General features: G+C 28.0%; 21 protein-coding genes and 1 pseudogene. 4 read left to right on the top strand and 18 right to left on the bottom strand.

All coding sequences use genetic code 11. The features are described 5' to 3' along the window. Window positions 1–331: 331 nt before the first annotated feature. Window positions 332–484: pseudogene (locus ACYUEX_RS07155) on the top strand (IS110 family transposase); the annotation flags it as partial. Window positions 485–817: 333 nt separating this feature from the next. Here the strand turns inward: ACYUEX_RS07155 and ACYUEX_RS07160 are convergent. Further along, complete coding sequence (locus ACYUEX_RS07160; RefSeq protein ID WP_460287310.1) at window positions 818–1,666, bottom strand: MerR family transcriptional regulator; 849 nt, start codon at window positions 1,664–1,666, stop codon at window positions 818–820. Window positions 1,667–1,881: 215 nt separating this feature from the next. Here ACYUEX_RS07160 and ACYUEX_RS07165 point away from each other — a divergent pair, with 215 nt between their 5' ends. Beyond that, the gene (locus ACYUEX_RS07165) at window positions 1,882–2,964 is read left to right on the top strand and encodes an NAD(P)H-dependent amine dehydrogenase family protein (RefSeq protein WP_460287311.1); all 1,083 of its coding nucleotides are present in this window, start codon (window positions 1,882–1,884) and stop codon (window positions 2,962–2,964) included. Between the two features lie 229 nt (window positions 2,965–3,193). Here the strand turns inward: ACYUEX_RS07165 and ACYUEX_RS07170 are convergent, their stop codons facing one another. From ACYUEX_RS07170 to ACYUEX_RS07215, 10 genes are all read right to left on the bottom strand, one after another. Further along, complete coding sequence (locus tag ACYUEX_RS07170; RefSeq protein ID WP_460287312.1) at window positions 3,194–3,352, bottom strand: hypothetical protein; 159 nt, start codon at window positions 3,350–3,352, stop codon at window positions 3,194–3,196. Window positions 3,353–3,418: 66 nt separating this feature from the next. Beyond that, window positions 3,419–3,553 carry a hypothetical protein gene (locus tag ACYUEX_RS07175; protein WP_460287314.1) on the bottom strand — a complete coding sequence of 45 codons (135 nt, stop codon included), beginning with the start codon at window positions 3,551–3,553 and terminating at the stop codon, window positions 3,419–3,421. A 75-nt stretch (window positions 3,554–3,628) separates the two neighbouring features. Then, entirely contained in the window at window positions 3,629–3,967 is a 339-nt protein-coding gene (locus ACYUEX_RS07180) for a hypothetical protein (RefSeq protein ID WP_460287315.1), read from the bottom strand. A 205-nt stretch (window positions 3,968–4,172) separates the two neighbouring features. Next, window positions 4,173–4,643: a hypothetical protein gene (locus ACYUEX_RS07185; protein ID WP_460287316.1), complete on the bottom strand. Its 471-nt coding sequence runs from the start codon at window positions 4,641–4,643 to the stop codon at window positions 4,173–4,175. A 77-nt stretch (window positions 4,644–4,720) separates the two neighbouring features. Beyond that, the gene (locus ACYUEX_RS07190; RefSeq protein WP_460287317.1) at window positions 4,721–4,882 is read right to left on the bottom strand and encodes a hypothetical protein; all 162 of its coding nucleotides are present in this window, start codon (window positions 4,880–4,882) and stop codon (window positions 4,721–4,723) included. A gap of 94 nt (window positions 4,883–4,976) precedes the next feature. Continuing rightward, on the bottom strand, window positions 4,977–5,255 hold the full coding sequence (locus ACYUEX_RS07195; protein ID WP_460287318.1) for a hypothetical protein: 279 nt from the start codon (window positions 5,253–5,255) through the stop codon (window positions 4,977–4,979). A 359-nt stretch (window positions 5,256–5,614) separates the two neighbouring features. Beyond that, the gene (locus ACYUEX_RS07200) at window positions 5,615–6,196 is read right to left on the bottom strand and encodes a hypothetical protein (protein ID WP_460287319.1); all 582 of its coding nucleotides are present in this window, start codon (window positions 6,194–6,196) and stop codon (window positions 5,615–5,617) included. A 309-nt stretch (window positions 6,197–6,505) separates the two neighbouring features. Next, the gene (locus ACYUEX_RS07205) at window positions 6,506–7,783 is read right to left on the bottom strand and encodes an FAD-dependent oxidoreductase (protein WP_460287682.1); all 1,278 of its coding nucleotides are present in this window, start codon (window positions 7,781–7,783) and stop codon (window positions 6,506–6,508) included. After that, window positions 7,783–8,775: a sulfide/dihydroorotate dehydrogenase-like FAD/NAD-binding protein gene (locus tag ACYUEX_RS07210; RefSeq protein WP_460287320.1), complete on the bottom strand. Its 993-nt coding sequence runs from the start codon at window positions 8,773–8,775 to the stop codon at window positions 7,783–7,785. Before ACYUEX_RS07210 ends, ACYUEX_RS07205 begins: the two co-directional genes overlap by 1 nt. Before the next feature lie 142 nt (window positions 8,776–8,917). Continuing rightward, on the bottom strand, window positions 8,918–9,964 hold the full coding sequence (locus tag ACYUEX_RS07215) for a D-alanyl-D-alanine carboxypeptidase family protein (RefSeq protein ID WP_460287684.1): 1,047 nt from the start codon (window positions 9,962–9,964) through the stop codon (window positions 8,918–8,920). Window positions 9,965–10,220: 256 nt separating this feature from the next. Between ACYUEX_RS07215 and ACYUEX_RS07220 the strand changes: the two genes are divergently transcribed. Continuing rightward, complete coding sequence (locus ACYUEX_RS07220; RefSeq protein ID WP_460287322.1) at window positions 10,221–10,829, top strand: DUF2953 domain-containing protein; 609 nt, start codon at window positions 10,221–10,223, stop codon at window positions 10,827–10,829. A 2-nt stretch (window positions 10,830–10,831) separates the two neighbouring features. Then, window positions 10,832–11,314: a GerW family sporulation protein gene (gene ytfJ, locus ACYUEX_RS07225; RefSeq protein ID WP_411167900.1), complete on the top strand. Its 483-nt coding sequence runs from the start codon at window positions 10,832–10,834 to the stop codon at window positions 11,312–11,314. A gap of 42 nt (window positions 11,315–11,356) precedes the next feature. On the opposite strand, the gene scpB is transcribed toward ytfJ, so the two are convergent. The 7 genes from scpB to ACYUEX_RS07260 form a co-directional block, all read right to left on the bottom strand. Beyond that, on the bottom strand, window positions 11,357–11,965 hold the full coding sequence (gene scpB / locus ACYUEX_RS07230) for an SMC-Scp complex subunit ScpB (protein ID WP_460287323.1): 609 nt from the start codon (window positions 11,963–11,965) through the stop codon (window positions 11,357–11,359). Continuing rightward, window positions 11,958–12,707, bottom strand: coding sequence for a segregation/condensation protein A (locus tag ACYUEX_RS07235; RefSeq protein ID WP_460287325.1), 750 nt, complete (start codon window positions 12,705–12,707; stop codon window positions 11,958–11,960). The genes scpB and ACYUEX_RS07235 overlap by 8 nt, the downstream gene beginning before the upstream one ends. 115 nt (window positions 12,708–12,822) lie before the next feature. Then, complete coding sequence (locus tag ACYUEX_RS07240; protein WP_460287327.1) at window positions 12,823–14,043, bottom strand: D-alanyl-D-alanine carboxypeptidase family protein; 1,221 nt, start codon at window positions 14,041–14,043, stop codon at window positions 12,823–12,825. Between the two features lie 86 nt (window positions 14,044–14,129). Beyond that, entirely contained in the window at window positions 14,130–15,434 is a 1,305-nt protein-coding gene (locus ACYUEX_RS07245; protein ID WP_460287328.1) for a pyrimidine-nucleoside phosphorylase, read from the bottom strand. A 56-nt stretch (window positions 15,435–15,490) separates the two neighbouring features. Then, entirely contained in the window at window positions 15,491–16,369 is an 879-nt protein-coding gene (locus ACYUEX_RS07250) for a tyrosine-type recombinase/integrase (protein ID WP_411167905.1), read from the bottom strand. A 70-nt stretch (window positions 16,370–16,439) separates the two neighbouring features. Continuing rightward, the gene (spoIIM, locus tag ACYUEX_RS07255; RefSeq protein WP_411167906.1) at window positions 16,440–17,075 is read right to left on the bottom strand and encodes a stage II sporulation protein M; all 636 of its coding nucleotides are present in this window, start codon (window positions 17,073–17,075) and stop codon (window positions 16,440–16,442) included. A 211-nt stretch (window positions 17,076–17,286) separates the two neighbouring features. Continuing rightward, window positions 17,287–17,805, bottom strand: a complete 519-nt coding sequence (locus tag ACYUEX_RS07260) for an NUDIX hydrolase (protein ID WP_460287330.1) — start codon at window positions 17,803–17,805, stop codon at window positions 17,287–17,289. Window positions 17,806–17,970 lie beyond the last annotated feature (165 nt).

Below are 17,970 nucleotides of genomic sequence, written 5' to 3' on the forward strand. Positions count from 1 at the left end.
ATTTTAATATTTATCCCGTCTAGCATCTTACGATGCGAAACGCATATCTTTTGTAATATTAGTTTTCTATCTAAATCCCTATTAGGGACCTAACCAAATTAAATATATTTTAGTATAATAACTCCTGAATAGAGGATAGATGTATCCCCCCTGGGAAGCTTTATAGGCTAATACCCGTAAGAAAGCGTATCATTCCATCAGGTAGATTTCTATGTTTAGCTGGTTGGGTTTCCCTTTGGGAATTACCCGTGTCACAAACAAGGTTATAGACTAACTGATAGGTTGGAATTTCTATTCTATCTCTAAACTAAATTTAAAGGAGATATATACAATGTCTAAATTTTTTAATAGTCCTACAGTAGGTATTGATGTTTCAGCAGATTTTTCATATGTTGCAATACTTGCGCCTAACGGAGATATTTACAAGAAGTCTTTTCGAATAAAGCATGATGTTAATGGCTTCAACCACTTAGTAAAGAAAATAAATCTATAAATAACGCAGCTTAATATATCCATATTTTGTAATCATTCGTGTTTCGAAATGATTTATTTGTAATGCTCTTTTTTATTAAAAATATTTTTTAAAATTTTACTTGACTATTATTAGCTGGTCTTTTCTAAATAAAAAGAGAGCAGAGACGTTCTTTTTAAGAACGTCTCTGCTCTCTTTTTTTAATATCGTTATAATATCATACCAAATATTACTTATCAATATTTAACTTTTTAATTTTATTTTTATTGCCTACTTAGCTAATAGTCTATTTTTAAGATCTATTTTTAAAACCTCATCTAATTACTCCTATATTAAATCCTTTTCCTAATCTCTATTTTTGTGTGTAATTGGGACTTGTATTTTGTATTTAATGGATTTATTTCGTTTTTTATTATACGGAGTATATAAAATAACTTCACAAAGATATTCTCCGGCTATTTCATACCCCGATTTTTCAATTTCAGAGTATATTTGTTTTGCATATTGGTATTCTTGTATTGTATCATCTGCATAAATTGTTATGTACATATTTTCAGGTAAAACATGCTGAGATTTGCTTATAGGATAATCGTCATCTACAAATATAAATACTTTGTTTGATTTTAATTTTTGTCTTATAAAATCATCTTTTTCAATAAGTGTTCCTGCATTAAAGAAGTATGAAAGTGGTAACCCATTTTTAATCATATAGCTTTTAAATTCTCTTAACATTTTCTCATACCCTGAATATCCCTTTTCAAAAAAATCAATATCTGAAGTAAAGGTATCTATTCTTCTTTCAGGTAAATACTCATATACTATCTTTCCTATAGGCGGAATAGAATTTAGACGACTTAGATTTGATGTAAACCGCCTTATAGTACATAAACTTCTTGTAAGCTGCTTAATTTCTTTGCTTAGCTTTTTATCTTGCTCCATAAGAGATTTGTAAAGATCTTCTTGAGATGATTGGGTAAGCTGTTTATGAATTTGTTCTAAGGTCATTCCACATATTTTCATGGTATGAATTAAGTCTAATTCATCGCTTTGAGCTATATGATAATAGCGATAGCCGTTTTGTGGGTCTTGATACTCTGGCTTTAGCAATTCTTTTTTATCATAAAAACGTAGTGTTTGAGTTGATACATGGTTTAATTCTGCCATTTGTCCTATTGTTAAATAATTCTCACTCATATATATGTCCTACCTTATACTATAGTATAATCTTTCCAAATTAATATACTTATATTATAAAACATAAAGACTTAAATCATCAAGCTTATTAACTCTTATACATATGTTAATTCCTAGAATGTAAAAAATTTAACAATTTATTTGACTTTATACTTACTATAAGCTTTATAATGAAATCAGAAAATTCAATTTTTTAATATTAGGAGGGAATTTTAATGGAAAATAAAGTGAAAGTAGTGCAATATGGCTGTGGAAAAATGAGTTTATATCTTATGAGGTATGTATTAGAACATGGTGGAGAGCTTGTTGGTGCCTTAGATTTAAATCCAGAAGTAATTGGAAAAGATATTGGTGAGCTATTAGATATGGAGCCACTCGGTGTAAAGGTAAACAGCGCTGAAGAAGCTGATAAATTCTTAAAGGAAACTCAACCTGATGTTTGCATTATCGCTACAAGATCAACTATGGAAGATTTAAAACCTGCATTTACAGTTTGTGCTGAAAATGGTGTAAATGCTATCAGTACTTGCGAAGAAGCCTTGTATCCTTGGAACTCATCTTATGATATTACAAAAGAATTAGATGAACTTGCAAAGAAAAACGGTTGTACATTATGTGGAAGTGGATATCCTGATATGTATTGGGGAAGCTTAATTACAACTTTAGCAGGGTCAATGCATAAAATTACTAAAATAAGAGGCGTTAGCAGCTATAATGTAGAAGATTACGGAATTGCTCTTGCAGAAGGTCATGGAGCTGGTCTTTCTATTGAAAAATTTAAAAAAGAAATTGGTAACTATAATGGATTAAATCATGAGGAAACTGCACAAGCAATTAAGAACGGTAAAGTTGTTCCTTCTTATATGTGGAACCAAAATGGATGGTTATGTAGTCAGTTAGGATTAACTATAAAATCACAAACTCAAAAATGTATTCCTATGACACATAGAGAAGATTTGTATTCTTCAACATTAGATATGACTGTTAAAGCTGGAGATGCAACTGGAATGTCAGCCATTGTTACAACTGAAACTGAAGAAGGAATAACTTTAGAAACTCAATGTCAAGGTTATGTTTATGGTCCTGATGATTTTGATAAAAATGATTGGACATTTGAAGGCGAACCTGAAACATCAATTAAAGTTGATAGACCTGCAACAGTAGAATTAACATGTGCTACTCTTGTTAATAGAATTCCTATGTTAATTGATGCTGAAGCTGGATATATCACTACTGAAAAGCTTCCTGTAAATCATTACCTTGTTAAACCAATGCATGAATATGTTAAAAGCAAATAATTAGAATATTAAATTTCTTATATTAAAAACATATTAATAGAAAATCCCTTTTTATAGGGATTTTTTTTATTAATATCCTTTTTAATTAATTCTTGTAATAGTAGATAATGATGTTAATGTTTCATTATAAAAAGATAAATCAGAATTACCTAAAATAAATAGATTTTAAGTTCCTATAAAAGGATTCTCTCCACCAAACATAAATCCCCATCAGCATAAATCCTAATGATCAAACTACAAATACAATAAAGTTTTTTAATAAAATATTAACTGTATTCTTTGATCTTGCAAACCCTGCTTCAACAGCTTCAAAACCTAAATTCATAAAAAGTATTAAAATACCTGAAAGAAATACCCAAATAGTATCAACTATCATTGTAGTCTCCATGATATATTCCCCCTTTTTTTCTTAATTTGAGATATAAAAAAAGAACCACGTAAGTGATTCTTTAAATTAATTATTTAATTCTGGATATAGTTCATAAATGTTATTACTTAAAGCTTCTTCAAACATTCTACATTTTTCATCTATTTTACACCATTCATCTAACTGCTTAGCTTCTTCCTTACTTAATCCGTTAGTTTTCATCGAATCTCTTTCACTTTTATAGTAATCTAGTGTAATTTGATATGATTCAAGAACCTCAAAGTCTCTAATCCAAAATCAAAATGATCTACCATTTAGAGGTTCTCCATACACCTTTACCTTGCCTCCAAATTGTAATTGGTCACAAAATTTTTTTATACTAAAATCAGAAGATTGATACCATCTTATTCCAGAAAGACCTATAGTATAAGTATACGATGAATCTTTATACCAAGTCATTTTATCTACTTCACCTTCATAATAAATTATATCTCCTTTTTTATATTCTTTGTGACTATTATACTCCTCTGCAATTTCTTTATAATTTATTGTTTCTACATTTTCAACTTTCTCCTCTTGAGTTCCACAACTAACCAAAAATAAACTAAATAATATTACAGTTAAAATCTTTTTCATAATTCCCTCCATTATATAACATGTCTCCCATAGTATTATACCGTAAATTGGTAACTTATACATATTTTTATAGATTATCTTGCATCTCTTTTACTAAAGTTAATTAAGCAACCGATCGCCATGCATTTATCACATATTCACCCCCTTACTTTAAAATTGAACATAAAAAAGAACTCTTGAATATCAAGAATTCTTTTTTTTAATTTTATTTATCTTTGAGTATCATTAAGTATAAAACTTCTTCGTTCTCACCAATATACCAAGCTTGATTTAGACTATCTTTAAGATTATAATAGATACTATCTCCTTCTTGATAAGTACGTTTGCCACCTATATTCTCAATTTTAAGATACACTCTATGAGATGCATTGTCTATTGTAACAAATTTCATTTCATAAACATCTATTGTAGTATCTTTAATTTCTCCGTTATCATCCTTCATCTTTATAGTTATCGGTATTAATCCACTTTCTATTCCACCAGATATATACTGAACCTTACCTTCTTCATTTGTTATAATATCTTTAATATTTGCTAGCTCTTCTTTACTTTCTTCTAGAGTTAACTTTTCCTGTACAATAACTTCACTCGGTTTTGGTTCATTAGGTTTAGGTTGACAACCATAAAATTGAAATAATGAAATAATGAATATAATAGTAACTAATAACTTTTTCATAAGCACTACACCTCTAATTATAATATTTACTAATATTATAGCTATATTCCGGTATATTTACCACATTTTGATAAAAATTATATAAATCTCCTTAATTTTGCTTGCATTTCTTCTATTAACTCACTATTGTTATATGCATTTGACTTTTGTTTGACTACATCATTCCATCGTGGTTCTTTTATCCATGATTCCTTTAAATATACCTTACCATTTTCATTTACTTCTTTAGTAGTTTTCATAGATAAAATATATTCACAAGCTTCATCAAAGCAAAAAGCTGAGTGAGTATTATTAATTTCAACAATCTCACTATGCCTTTGCTTGTATTTTTCACTAATTCTTAGAATCTTGCTGCTTTGTACGAAAGGATATTAAGGATTGCACTCCGTTTTGAGTATAATTAAATATCTCAACTAATTGTGGATCCGTAAGCTCCAATCCTATTTCTCTCAGCTCATCATAACTAGGTCTCACCATAGCAGCTTTTGCTACTCTGTTGAATATTTCATTTTTTTCTTTCATACTAACTACATCTTTAGGCGATGATGGCCCATGGAATAATATATGGGCTGCACTTAATAATGGGTTATTTATATCTCCACCAGCTACCATTCCTAATAATGATGGTCTTTTTAATTTACATACAAAAGGCTCTTCACTCCAGCCAACTAATTCTATTTCTTGTCCCTCTGATATTTTTTTAATTCATCTAAACTTGTTACTTCCATAATATCCTCCTAAACTGGTAATGTATCTAAAAACTTTAAATCATAAGGTGCTTGTCCTTTTGGTACTCTACTAGCAATAGTGTATTGTGGTGCCAAAAATTCACCATCTTTGAAATTAAAGGATACAGGTTTTCCTTTACAACCAGGATATTCAAAGCATTGATATCCTAAAGTTTCTCAATTACCATCCTTTTCCTAAGTGAAAAAAGAACCACTTAAATGATTCTTTAACTTATTTATCATTTATTTAATTTTGGGGTACATTTTATATATATTATCTTTTAGAGCTTTTTCAAAAATCATAATTTCTTCGTTACTCTTACAATGCCTATCCAATATTTGAGCTTCTGATTCGCCGATTCCAATTTTTGTTTCAAGTCCTGCCCTAAATTTTATATAAGTATCTAAATCCATGGTCTTTTTTGTATCCGAATTATCATTACTTATACTCTCATAATATACTATTGCCTCTGCATCAGGAAATGTTGAGTTATTAAATGAATCTATCATGCAATTTAAAGTAATATAGTCTCCAACTTTAGCATCTTCGCTTATTATATTACTTTCTAACTGCACAATTACGTTATAACCGTAAATAGAATTTTCTATTTTATAGAAATATATATAATTATTATTATTTTTAATATCCTCAATTTTACCTTTTACTTCTACTTTATCACCAATCTCATACTTTTTATCTGCATTATATTGTTCATAAACTTTTTTTACAGATTCCTCCATGGGTAACTTTTTGATTTCTTCCTTATTACATCCATAGAATAACCGACTAAATATTAACAGACTAAATATTAATACTCTCCTCATATAATCTCCCCCTTCATAAAATATACCATAATTATACATTGAATGCTAGGAACTTAACTATATGATTTAGTTATATTTTCAAGATTTTTTTCATCTCTTTTACCAGTTCACTATTATTTATTTGCTTTATTTTTTCTTTTTCTATATCATTCCACTGAGGTCCTTTAATCTAACTTTCCTATTTATATACATTGCCATACTTTTCAACTTCTTTAAAAGTTTTCAGAGATAATATATATTCACAAGCCTCATCAAAAATAAAATAAGGACACCTTTTTACAGATGTCCTTCCTAGGTATTTTTTATACTTTATATTAATCTTTGATTAAATAATCCATCTAAATTAACTTTTTTAATTCTATCTTTAATTTCTTCCTTATCAATAGTATACAATCCGATTTCTTTCATTCTCTTAAAATATTCAGCTCCAGCAAAGGTATATCTATTTTTTCTACCTTCCCTCGTTCCTGCTTTTTCATTTGCAAAAGATATTATATCTCCTATTGCAATAGATCCTGGTAAAATTAATAGAGGTATTCCCATTGCAAGTCTTACAGCATTATGTCCTGCCAGGCTACCTGTGCATATTGCTTCTGTATGTCCTACAAAAAGACCACTTTTTTCTCCAGCACAAAATAAATTATCTACTCCTTTAACCTTTAAATCATTAGTTCTTGGAGCTACTGATAAATACCTTATTGAATTCCCTTTACTACCTGCATATGGATCTACATATTTTGCTTTTTCTAATCCTTTTATTTTTCTTAACTTCTTTAAAGGGTAATAGGTAGTCATTAGCTTAGCATGTCCTGTATCAAGAAGTATTATATTTTCTGCAAATTCTTTTAAAGCATATTGCTGACAAACTTTTGCATTAAGCTTATCATAGTTTATATCCTCTTTTGGTACTTCTAAAATGACACAACCTGTTTTATCTAACTTTTCTACTATGTCTTTTGATAAACTTTCTTTTGCTAATTTACAGGATCCTGAAATAGCTCCCAAATTATCTTCGTCTCTTTCACCTTGTATATCTGATACTCCACATCTTTCACTTATACTTAATCTTGGTCCAAAAGCTGGACATCTTAAAATGCACATTGAACATCCATTTCCGTATCTTAAACAGTTTCCCATTGGCCCTGTTGTTCCTGTAGTTTCAATAAATACATCTCCTTCTTCGTAAGTGCCATCACTAAGGTAAATTCCCTGTATTCTAGATCCTTCTATCTTAACGTCAGTAACTCTACTTTCTATATGAATATTTATACCTAGTTCCTCTAAATAGTTACTTACATTACCTTCAATCAAATTTACATCATATAATGTTGCATGCTTATGACCTGGAAACTCTATATCTTTATGCCTTGAAGTATTATCTACTATATTTATTAAATCTCCAGCACCAAGTTCAATTAATTCTTCTGAAGCTGTCCATCTTCCATTATTTCTCATTATTCCGCCTACATTTCCAAGGCCTAGCAATAAATCAGTCTTTTCATATAAATGTACTTCTGCTCCTGCCTTTTTTGATGTAATAGCAGCTGCGCATCCTGCCCAGCCTCCTCCAACGATTATTGTCTTTATCATATAAATCTTCTCCCTTCAAACACATTTCTTGGATCAGCTTGGACCTTACAAAAACGTTTTACTCTGTGTCCAGAAAATCTTGCAGTGCAGCTTCCACATACACCTTCACCACAACACATTTTTATATTATTGCAACAAGATAATTTTATATCCTCTCCTCCAATTTTATCTAAATAATCTATCATTTTAACAGTCAATATATCTGCTCCAGCTATGTGAATATATCCTACACTTTTTTCCTTTATGGCAGACCTTATACTTACTTTTGCTTCATCTGTTAATTCTCCTCTATCTATTACAGATTGTTCAATTATATTTAATTTATATTCATTTAAAAATTCTTTAACGTAATTATCTTCATATGGTGCTTTATCTAAAATTAAATTTATATTATTATTACTTAATGATAATTTTCTTATTACTGGTATCATCGGAGCCATACCAATTCCTCTAGCTATAACTAATACATTATTATTTACTTGTTTATTTAAATTTTTTAGTCCAAATACACCATTCCAATATGGTCCCCTAATAGTTATTTCTCCACCCTCTTCTATATCTAATAACTTCTTTGTTTTTATTCCTCTTATTTCTATCATTATAGTTACAATATTTGTTTCAATATTTGATTCTAATATTGATATAGGTACATCGAAGTATATATTTTCGTTAGTTCTTATAAAAATAAAACTTCCTGGCTTAACCAAGTCAATTGCTAATTTATGTGGAACTTTAAATTTAATTAGAAGAACATCTCGCTGATAAAGAATCTTTTTTTCAACTAAACAATTATATGTTTTTCTTCCTTCCTTTGGCTTGGATCCATTATTAATAAATTCATGATATATACATACTCCGTTCCAATTTAAGCAATCACAAAAACAGCTTCCTTGTAATTGAGAGCAAAGTATACATTCATTTGATTCTGCTAGATGGCAAGGGCAATACTCCGTTCCTGCATCTATACAATCTACAGCTTCTTTAATCATTTAAATCTCCTAGCGAATTTCTTACATAATAATAGATTATTTTTTATTTTTTATTTTGTTACAATATATTTGTAAATACAAAAATAAGGTAAATTATATATAATATAACTTACCTTACTCTTATTATTTATACTATTTAGCTTTACTCTTTATTAAAGATTATCTTTTCAAATTCCTCTTTACTCATATTTACATTGCTTATTAATGGGAATTTACTTTTTTCTTTTTTCTCATCTTTTATTGAAATTTTTCCTAAAATATCACCATTTTCAATATCCATACATCTTTTAAATACTTCTACTTCAACTACATCCTTTTCTTTATATCCATAAATAATATCACTATTTTCTACTATATTACCTAGTCCAGCTAACCCTTCCTTTTCTAGAATATCTTTATTAGATATACTTTCAAAAGTATTAGCACTAGTTATATAATTGAATATTTTTTCTGTTTGATTCCACCTATCAGCACAATTTAATACCACTATTATAATATTTCTACCATTATAGTTTACAGATGAAACTAAACACTTTCCAGCACCACCTGTATATCCGGTTTTAACACCATTTGCTCCTGGTATTCTATGTAATATTTTATTTATATTTTGATAATCTCTTGTAAAATTATATTTATCTTTAGATATAACCTTTTCTCCTACGATTTCCCTAAAAATTTCGTTTTCCATACCTTTAGATGTTAAAAGAGCTAAATCATATGCTGAAGAATAGTGCTTTAAACTATCTAAACCATGTGGTGATTCAAAATGTGAATCTATAGCTCCTAGACTTTTTGCAAAATCATTCATTATATTAGAAAATTTTTCAACTGAGCCACCTATATCTTCTGCTATTGCAATAGCAGCATCATTTCCCGATTTAAACATAAGCCCAAATAACAATTCTCTCATTGTCACTTCTTCACCAGCTTTATATCCTACAGTTGAACCCCTAATAGATGCAGCATTTTTACTGATGGTTACTTTTTTATCTAAATCTCCATAATTTATAGCTACAAGGGATGTCAATATTTTAGTGGTACTTGCCATTGGAACAATTTCGTATCCATTTTGGTCCCATAAGACTTGCCTTGTTTCTGCATCAATAGCTATAGCATTTCTTGCAGATACTCTCAATGGAATTTTAGTGTTTACTTTATTTCCATCTATATCTACAAAATCTTCGTCTATCGTTTCTGAGCTTTCATTATTAATATCTTCATAGTCTTCAATAAATGCTTTTACTGAATAAATATTCCATTCTGTTGTCAATAATACTAATAAAATAGTAAAAATAACTTTTTTTAAAACTTTCATAAAAATCACCCTCTATGTTAACCATCTATAAGTAGTTTGTTCCAAAAGATATTTTTTAAACACTATTTTTACTATTTTTTATATTTTTTATTATGGTAATTATTACAATCATATAGATAGGAGTTTACAAATGGCTTTAATATTGATACTTTTAATAATAATTTTATTACTTATTATTCCTATACCATTAAAATTTGAATTTATCTTTAGTGAAAACATATTTAAATTTAAACTATTTAACTTAAATATGTTTTCTTCTAATAAAGGAATTGAAAATAAATTTTTTAAAAATTTTATTAATAAACATAATTTAAAGAATAAGGAAAAATCTAAAGTAAATTGTAAAGATAAGAAGACCATTAACTCCGCCTCCCTAAAACATAAGAAACTTACTAAAAGATTATCAATTAAAAGTTTATATAATAATATTTCAACTAATAAATTTAAACCTTTAATGAAAATAAATGGAACCCTAGAATTCGGCGTAGAAGATTCTGCTTCTTGTGCAATCATTTATGGGCTAATGTGTAATATTCCTACTGTTTTAAATCTAATCTTAGATAAACCTTTTAAAGTTAAAGGAGTAAATTTAGACATTAAACCTAAATTTAATACTGAAATTCTATATTTTGATATAAATAGTATATTTTACTTTAATGTTGCTAATATTATATATATATTATATTTAATATATATATCTTTTGAAATTAAGGAGGTGACTCCCGAAGAGGGAGATTAATTATGTCAAATGAACATCCTGTTGAAAATTTAATGAAAAGTACCATGGAAAACCTAAGAGATATGATAGATGTAAACACTGTTATTGGTGAAGCAGTTGAAACACGTGATGGTAGCTATATTATTCCTATCTCAAAGGTAACATTTGGATTTGCATCTGGTGGTAGCGAGTTTGGAAACCAATGTAAGCCTGCTCCTGATAAAGATGCTAAACATCCTTTTGGTGGTGGATCAGGTGCTGGTGTTACAGTTAAACCAGTTGCTTTTTTAGTTCTTAGAGATGATGCCGTAAGGCTTTTACCTGTTGATCAAAATTGTACATATGATAGAATAGTAGATTCTGTTCCACAAGTTCTTGATATGATCAAAGGTTTTATTAATAATGATAAGAAAAAAAATAAAGATTTAAATAATACTGTTCAAGACAATTGCTATGATTCTATTAAAGTTGACGAAAGTGATTCCTCTTCTAATAATCTAAGTTAGAAGCTTATAAGATATATTTTAGGATTTAACCTAAAATATATCTTATATTTCATCAATTATATTATTCATCATTTCTATCGCTTCTTCTTCACTATCTGAATATAAATCTAAAGCTGGCAATTCCTTTAATTCCTTTAATCCAAATTGCCTTAAAAATTCCTCTGTAGTTCCAAATAATATTGGCCTTCCTGGAACTTCTAATCTTCCCACTTCTTTAATTAAATCTTTCTCTAATAGCTTTTGAAGTGCGCTTTCGGATTTTACTCCTCTTATTTCATCTATATCTACTCTTGTAATAGGTTGCTTATATGCAATTATTGATAAACTTTCTAAAGAAGCCTGTGAAAGAGATTGTCTCTTATTCTTTCTTAGTAACTTTTGTATGTATTCGCCATTTTCTGCTTTAGTCACTAATTGATACTCTCCATTTATTGATATTAGCTTTATTCCCCTTTTTTCATCTTCATATTCTGAAATCATTTCATTTAATATACTAGAGATAACTTTAGGTGAAGCTTCTATAGAATTACTTAATTCTTTAATTGTTAATGGCTCTCCACTAACAAATAACAAACCTTCAATTATAGACTTAATTTTAGGTTTTGATGAAACTTCTTCAAATTCATATTGTTTAACCTCAATATTATTCATCTAACTTCCTTCTTTCTATTAATATATCCTTAAAGCTCTCATCTTGATAAACCTTTACCATTCTAAGCTTTATTAGCTCTAATAATGCCAAAAATGTTACTACTACTTCTAATTTGCATTCGCTTTTATTTATTATATCGTCTCTAAACTTAATAATTTTATTATTTTGTATATTAATTAAAAGCTCGTCCATCTTATCTTCAATTTTATACTTATCTACATATATCTTTCTTTGAATTATATTTTCTTTATTTTGTTTCATAAGGAAGTTTTCTAATAAAGAATTGTAAATATTGTATAAATCTATTATTGTTATATTTTTAAATATATCTTCATCTTTTTTATCATTCTTAATTTCTTCTATTATTTCTGGCTTTTTTGTATATACATCTCCAGAATTTATATACTTTTCTCTTAAAAATAGTGCCGCTCCCTTTATTTTCTTATATTCTATAAGCTTTTCCATAAGATTCTTTTCTATATCTTCTTCATTTTCTTCAGAAACCTTAATATTTGGTAGTAGCTTTTTAGATTTTATTTCTATAAGTGTAGCTGCAACTACTATAAACTCTGATGTTATATCTAAATCCATAGTTTTCATTTCATCTAAAAATTTTAAATACTGAGTAGTTATTTTATATATTTCTACATTATAAATATCCATTTCATTTTTTTTAATTAAATGTAGCAATAAATCAAATGGGCCCTCAAAATTTGCTACTTTTACTTTTAGCATTTCCATAACTATCATTCCTCTTTGATAATACTAGTTTCTTTCCAATATATAATATCAATTTTAATAGTAAAGAACAACATTTTTTACATTATAAAAGGGGATTATTAAAAATCCCCTTTTACTATATTCCTTTTTTAAACATATTCTTCATATTAAATTTAAAGTTTTCAAATATACCACCTAGCTTAATATCTCTATCTGAGTATAATTCTACTTCTCCAATTTTATCATTTCCTAGATAAACTTCACATTTACCTACTATATCACCTTGTTTATATTCTTTCTTAACTTCATCTAGTACTATTCTCTTTTCTAACTCTGCATTTGTTCCTTTTGGAACTACCGCTACTAGATCATCTTTAGCTTTAGCAACTAATAATTTATCTGTCTGCTTACTTAAGTATATATTTTCTACATCTTCATCTTTAACTAAAACCTTTTTACCTTCATATTTAGAAAAACCATGATTTAAAAGCATACCAGCATCTCTATTTCTAACCTTATATGTTGGTGCTCCCATAATTACAGATAGCATTCTAACTCCATTTCTTGTTGCAGTTGCAGAAATACAATATTTTGCTTCCTCAGTATATCCTGTTTTTAATCCATCACAACCTTCAAAAAATCTAACAAGCTTATTATGGTTAACTAATTCTATAGGAGATTTTCTTCCTTCTGATATAGTTTCCATATATATTCCTGAATATTTTAAAATTGTTGGATGCTTTAGAAGCTCCATAGACATAATTGATATATCTCTAGCAGTAGATAAATGTCCTTCTATTGGTAAGCCATTACAATTTTTAAACGTAGTATTATTCATGCCTAATTCTTTAGCTCTTTTATTCATCATATCTATAAAAGCTGATTCAGTTCCACCTAAATATTCTGCTAACGCTACTGCAGCATCATTACCTGATGCAATAGCAACACCTTTTAATAATTCCTCTACTGTTCTAATTTCACCTGTATCTAAAAGCATAGTGCTTCCACCCATTTTTTTAGCATTTTCACTACAAGTTACTTTATCAGATAATGAGATTTTTCCACTATCTATAGCCTCCATAGTTAAAAGCATAGTCATTATTTTTGTTACAGATGCTGGTGCAAATTTTTCATCAATATTTTTTTCATAAAGCATTTTTCCTGTAGTTGGCTCTATTAATAATGCAGACCTTGCATCTACATTTATTCCTTCATCACTAAGAACCTCCATAGTCCACTCTTCATAAGTTTCTACTGAATTATCATATGGCTTTATATCTGCTTTTACAGTAATTGAAGATATAGATAATAAGCTTAAAACAATTGCAACAACTTTATTTATAATTTTTTTATTCATTATATTGCCTCCCTTCAAGCTTATTATTACCAATAAAAATAAAAATATGACAAAAAGAACTAAATTCTTCTTATCATATTTTTAATTTATTCTACTATATCATAAATTAAAGGAATCTCATTTTCTAGCTTATCAGATATAAGAATATTATTTATTATATCATTCTTAGCTTTCTCTATATTACTTTCATCATTACTATGAATATAAGCTAGTATATCCCCCTCTTTTACTTCTTCTCCTCTTTTTTTATTTAAAACTATTCCTACAGATAGATCTATTATACTTTCTTTAGTTTCTCTTCCTGCTCCAAGTTCCATTGCTATTAATCCAAACTCTTCTGCATTTATTTTTGATATAATACCACTTTGCGTAGATTTAACTTCCACAATATGTTTAGCTTTAGGGAATTTATTAGCATCATCTACAAAGCTTGCATCTCCGAATTGAGCCTTAACAAACTCTTTTAACTTTTTTAATCCTTTTCCATTATTTATATTTTCTAATAATAATGCTTTACCTTCTTCAAAGCTCTTTGCTTTATTACCACAAATAAGCATATAGCTACCTAAAGTTAATGTTAATTCTAATAAATCCTTTGGACCATTTCCCTTTAATAGTTCTATGGCTTCTATAACTTCAAGTGAATTTCCAATTGCATACCCTAAAGGTTGATCCATATCAGAAATTACTCCTATAGTTTTTCTACCAACAGATTTTCCTATGTCAACCATTTCTCTTGCCAAGGCCTTTGCATCTTCTGGGGTTTTCATAAAGGCTCCATCTCCAACCTTTACATCTAATACTATAGCATCTGCTCCTGAAGCAATCTTTTTGCTCATTATACTTGATGCAATTAAAGACATATTATCTACAGTTGCAGTAACATCTCTAAGAGCATATATTTTTTTATCAGCTGGCGCAATGTTTCCTGTTTGACCTGTTAATGCTATTCCTATTGTATTAGAATTATTAATAAAAGTTTCTTCAGAAAGCTCTACTGAGAATCCATCAAAAGCTTCTAATTTGTCTATAGTTCCTCCAGTATGCCCTAAACCTCTTCCTGACATCTTCGCAACTGGAACTCCAAGTGATGCAACTAATGGTGTTAAACAAATACTAGTTTTATCACCAACCCCTCCAGTTGAATGCTTATCTACTTTTACTCCATTTATAGATGATAAATCAATTCTATCTCCTGAATTAACCATAGCCATAGTTAAATCTGCGGTTTCTCTTTTATTCATTTTATTAAAAAATATAGACATAAGTAGTGCTGAAGCTTGATAATCTGGTATTTCTCCTTCTGTAAATCCTTTTACAAAAAACTCTATTTCTTCTTTAGATAATTCTAAACCTTTTCTTTTCTTTAATATTACATCGTACATTCTCATAAGACTTTCCCTCCTGCTTAGGTATATTATAAAAAATTATTTCTTAGTTGTTATTATTATGCTCTAGGGTGAGAGTTTTTATATACAATATTTATTTTGTCATTGTTTATTATTTCATAATATGTGTCCATATAAGTTAACACTTGGTTTCCTAAAAGCTTTTGTACAGCTCTAACATTAGCACCATTTTGTAATAAATGAACTGCGAAAGAGTGCCTAAATGTGTTTAAGTTAACTTCCTTCTTAATACCTGCTTTATGAGAATATTCTTTTACTATTCTCCAGACACCTTGTCTTGTTAATTGATTTCCATTTAAATTAACAAATAAGTTTTCAACGCCTGTGGATGCAATCTGATCTCTTATCTTGAAGTATTCCTTTATCGCTTCTGTTGCACTTCTTCCTATTGGAATAAGTCTTTCATAATTTTTATTATCATGGCACTTCACAAAATTTAATTCTAAATTAACATCATGAACCTTTATCCCTATTATTTCAGAGACTTTCATACCTGTTGCGTACATAAGTTCTAACAAAGCATTATCCCTTATCCCCTTATTACAGTATTTATCAACAATTTTTATTATTCTGTCGACTTCATCAACAGTTAATATTTCTGGTAATTTTTTAGTTGTTGCTGTATTTTTGTAATAAATTTTAGGTATTTCACTCACCACTTTTTGATCTTTTAAATAATTATAAAAACTTCTAAGACTTATAACTATCCTATTTATAGATCTCTCCGATTTTCCTTCACTAAGTAAGTGTTGTATATATCCAAGTACTGATACATTATCTGTTTCATCAACACTCATGTTCTTACTATTTAGGTATTTAACGTATAAGTTAACATCAGTTACATAGGCATAAACAGTATTTTCACTTTTATGACTTTTTAATAAAGCTTCCTTATAATTATTCACAATTTCTTTCATAATTCTCCCCTATCCTAATATATTATTAATTCGACAAAAAAATTCTTATTCCTTCTTTATTCTCATTGGATTAGGTTAAGTTATAAACTTTCGTAACTACCAATCTTATTAATCCTGGACACATATAGCACTCAATTAAAACACCTATAGCAAATAGGAAAATAAAAAAACCTAATTTCATTATTAATTCATTTGATATTAACTTATTAGATGCCACCCCATTAAAGAATTTTTCTTTTAGCTTTGCAGAAGATAATTCTAATGAAATAATGCTTATTCCTATGAAAAAAGGTATATAAAATATATTTTGTGGAACTGTTGATGCTAGAGCAACCCAAATCCCTTTTCCTTCAAAGGTAGTTAATAGAAAACTAAAGGTATATCCTAAAGTAAATCCTTTAATCAAATCAATAATTAAAATAATTGGAGCTCCAAAAACAGTAAATCCAAGTGCTATTATAAGTAAAATAACTATTATATTATTTTTTATAATGCTTATAAGAAGTTCATTAGTTTTTACTGATTGAATATCTAAGCTTTTAATAAATCCTGTAAAGTAATTTGATAAGTCCTTTGCATCTACTCCATCCATATATTTTATGGTATATGAACCCAGTAGTATACCTACAAAGAAAAATGTTAATACAAGTAAATAAAATATTTTATTTTCTCTAAAGTTTGAATTCAACTTCTTTATTAAATTCATATTATTCCTCCTTCATAGTTGCTATAGAACATAATATGTTTAAACTTCCATCATTATTCATAATTGAATATATGTAAAACCTTTTTTATTAAAAAATTTAAATAAAAAAGTGGACATACAATGAAGGAATTAAAAATAGCACTGAAAAACTTTTGTTTTTCAGTGCCCTAACTACGACCTTGTATCTTTTTGTATTTGAACTTAATAAATTTTATAAGTATGAAAAAACACTTATCGTCTTTCCGTCTATTATATCACCATTTTTTATCATACTTTTTACATCTTTTATATTTAATATTTTAACATTTGTAAATTCATCTTCATCTTCATTTTTTTGACCTTTTACTAAATTCCACGCTTTATATAAGTGTATAATTTCATCACAAAAACCAGGTGCTGTTGCAATAGATCCTAAATATTCTATATCCTTTGCAATATAACCTGTTTCTTCTTGAAGTTCTCTTTTGGCACATTCCATAGGATCTTCATTTTTATCAAGCTTTCCTGCTGGGATTTCTAATAAAACTTTGTTTAATGGCAATCTAAATTGTTCTACTAAAATTATATTCTCCTCATCTAAAAATGCTATAATTGCAGATGCTCCAGGATGCTTAATAACATCTCTATTAGTATTTTTACCATTAGGTAAAGTAACATCTATGTTTACAAAATCTATAAAGTTTCCTTTATGAATTAACTTCTCACTTAATATTTTTTCATCTAACTCCATAAAATATTTCCTCCTAATTTATTTATACTATTTTATTATACACTATTATTTTACATTTACATCTATACATAATCTTTAATAACATAAAAATTAAATCTCTATTAAATAAAATAAAAATCCTACTTTAAACTTAATTAGAGTAGGATTTATAATTTTTTTTTATTA

Source organism: Clostridium sp. CTA-7 (assembly GCF_054768095.1).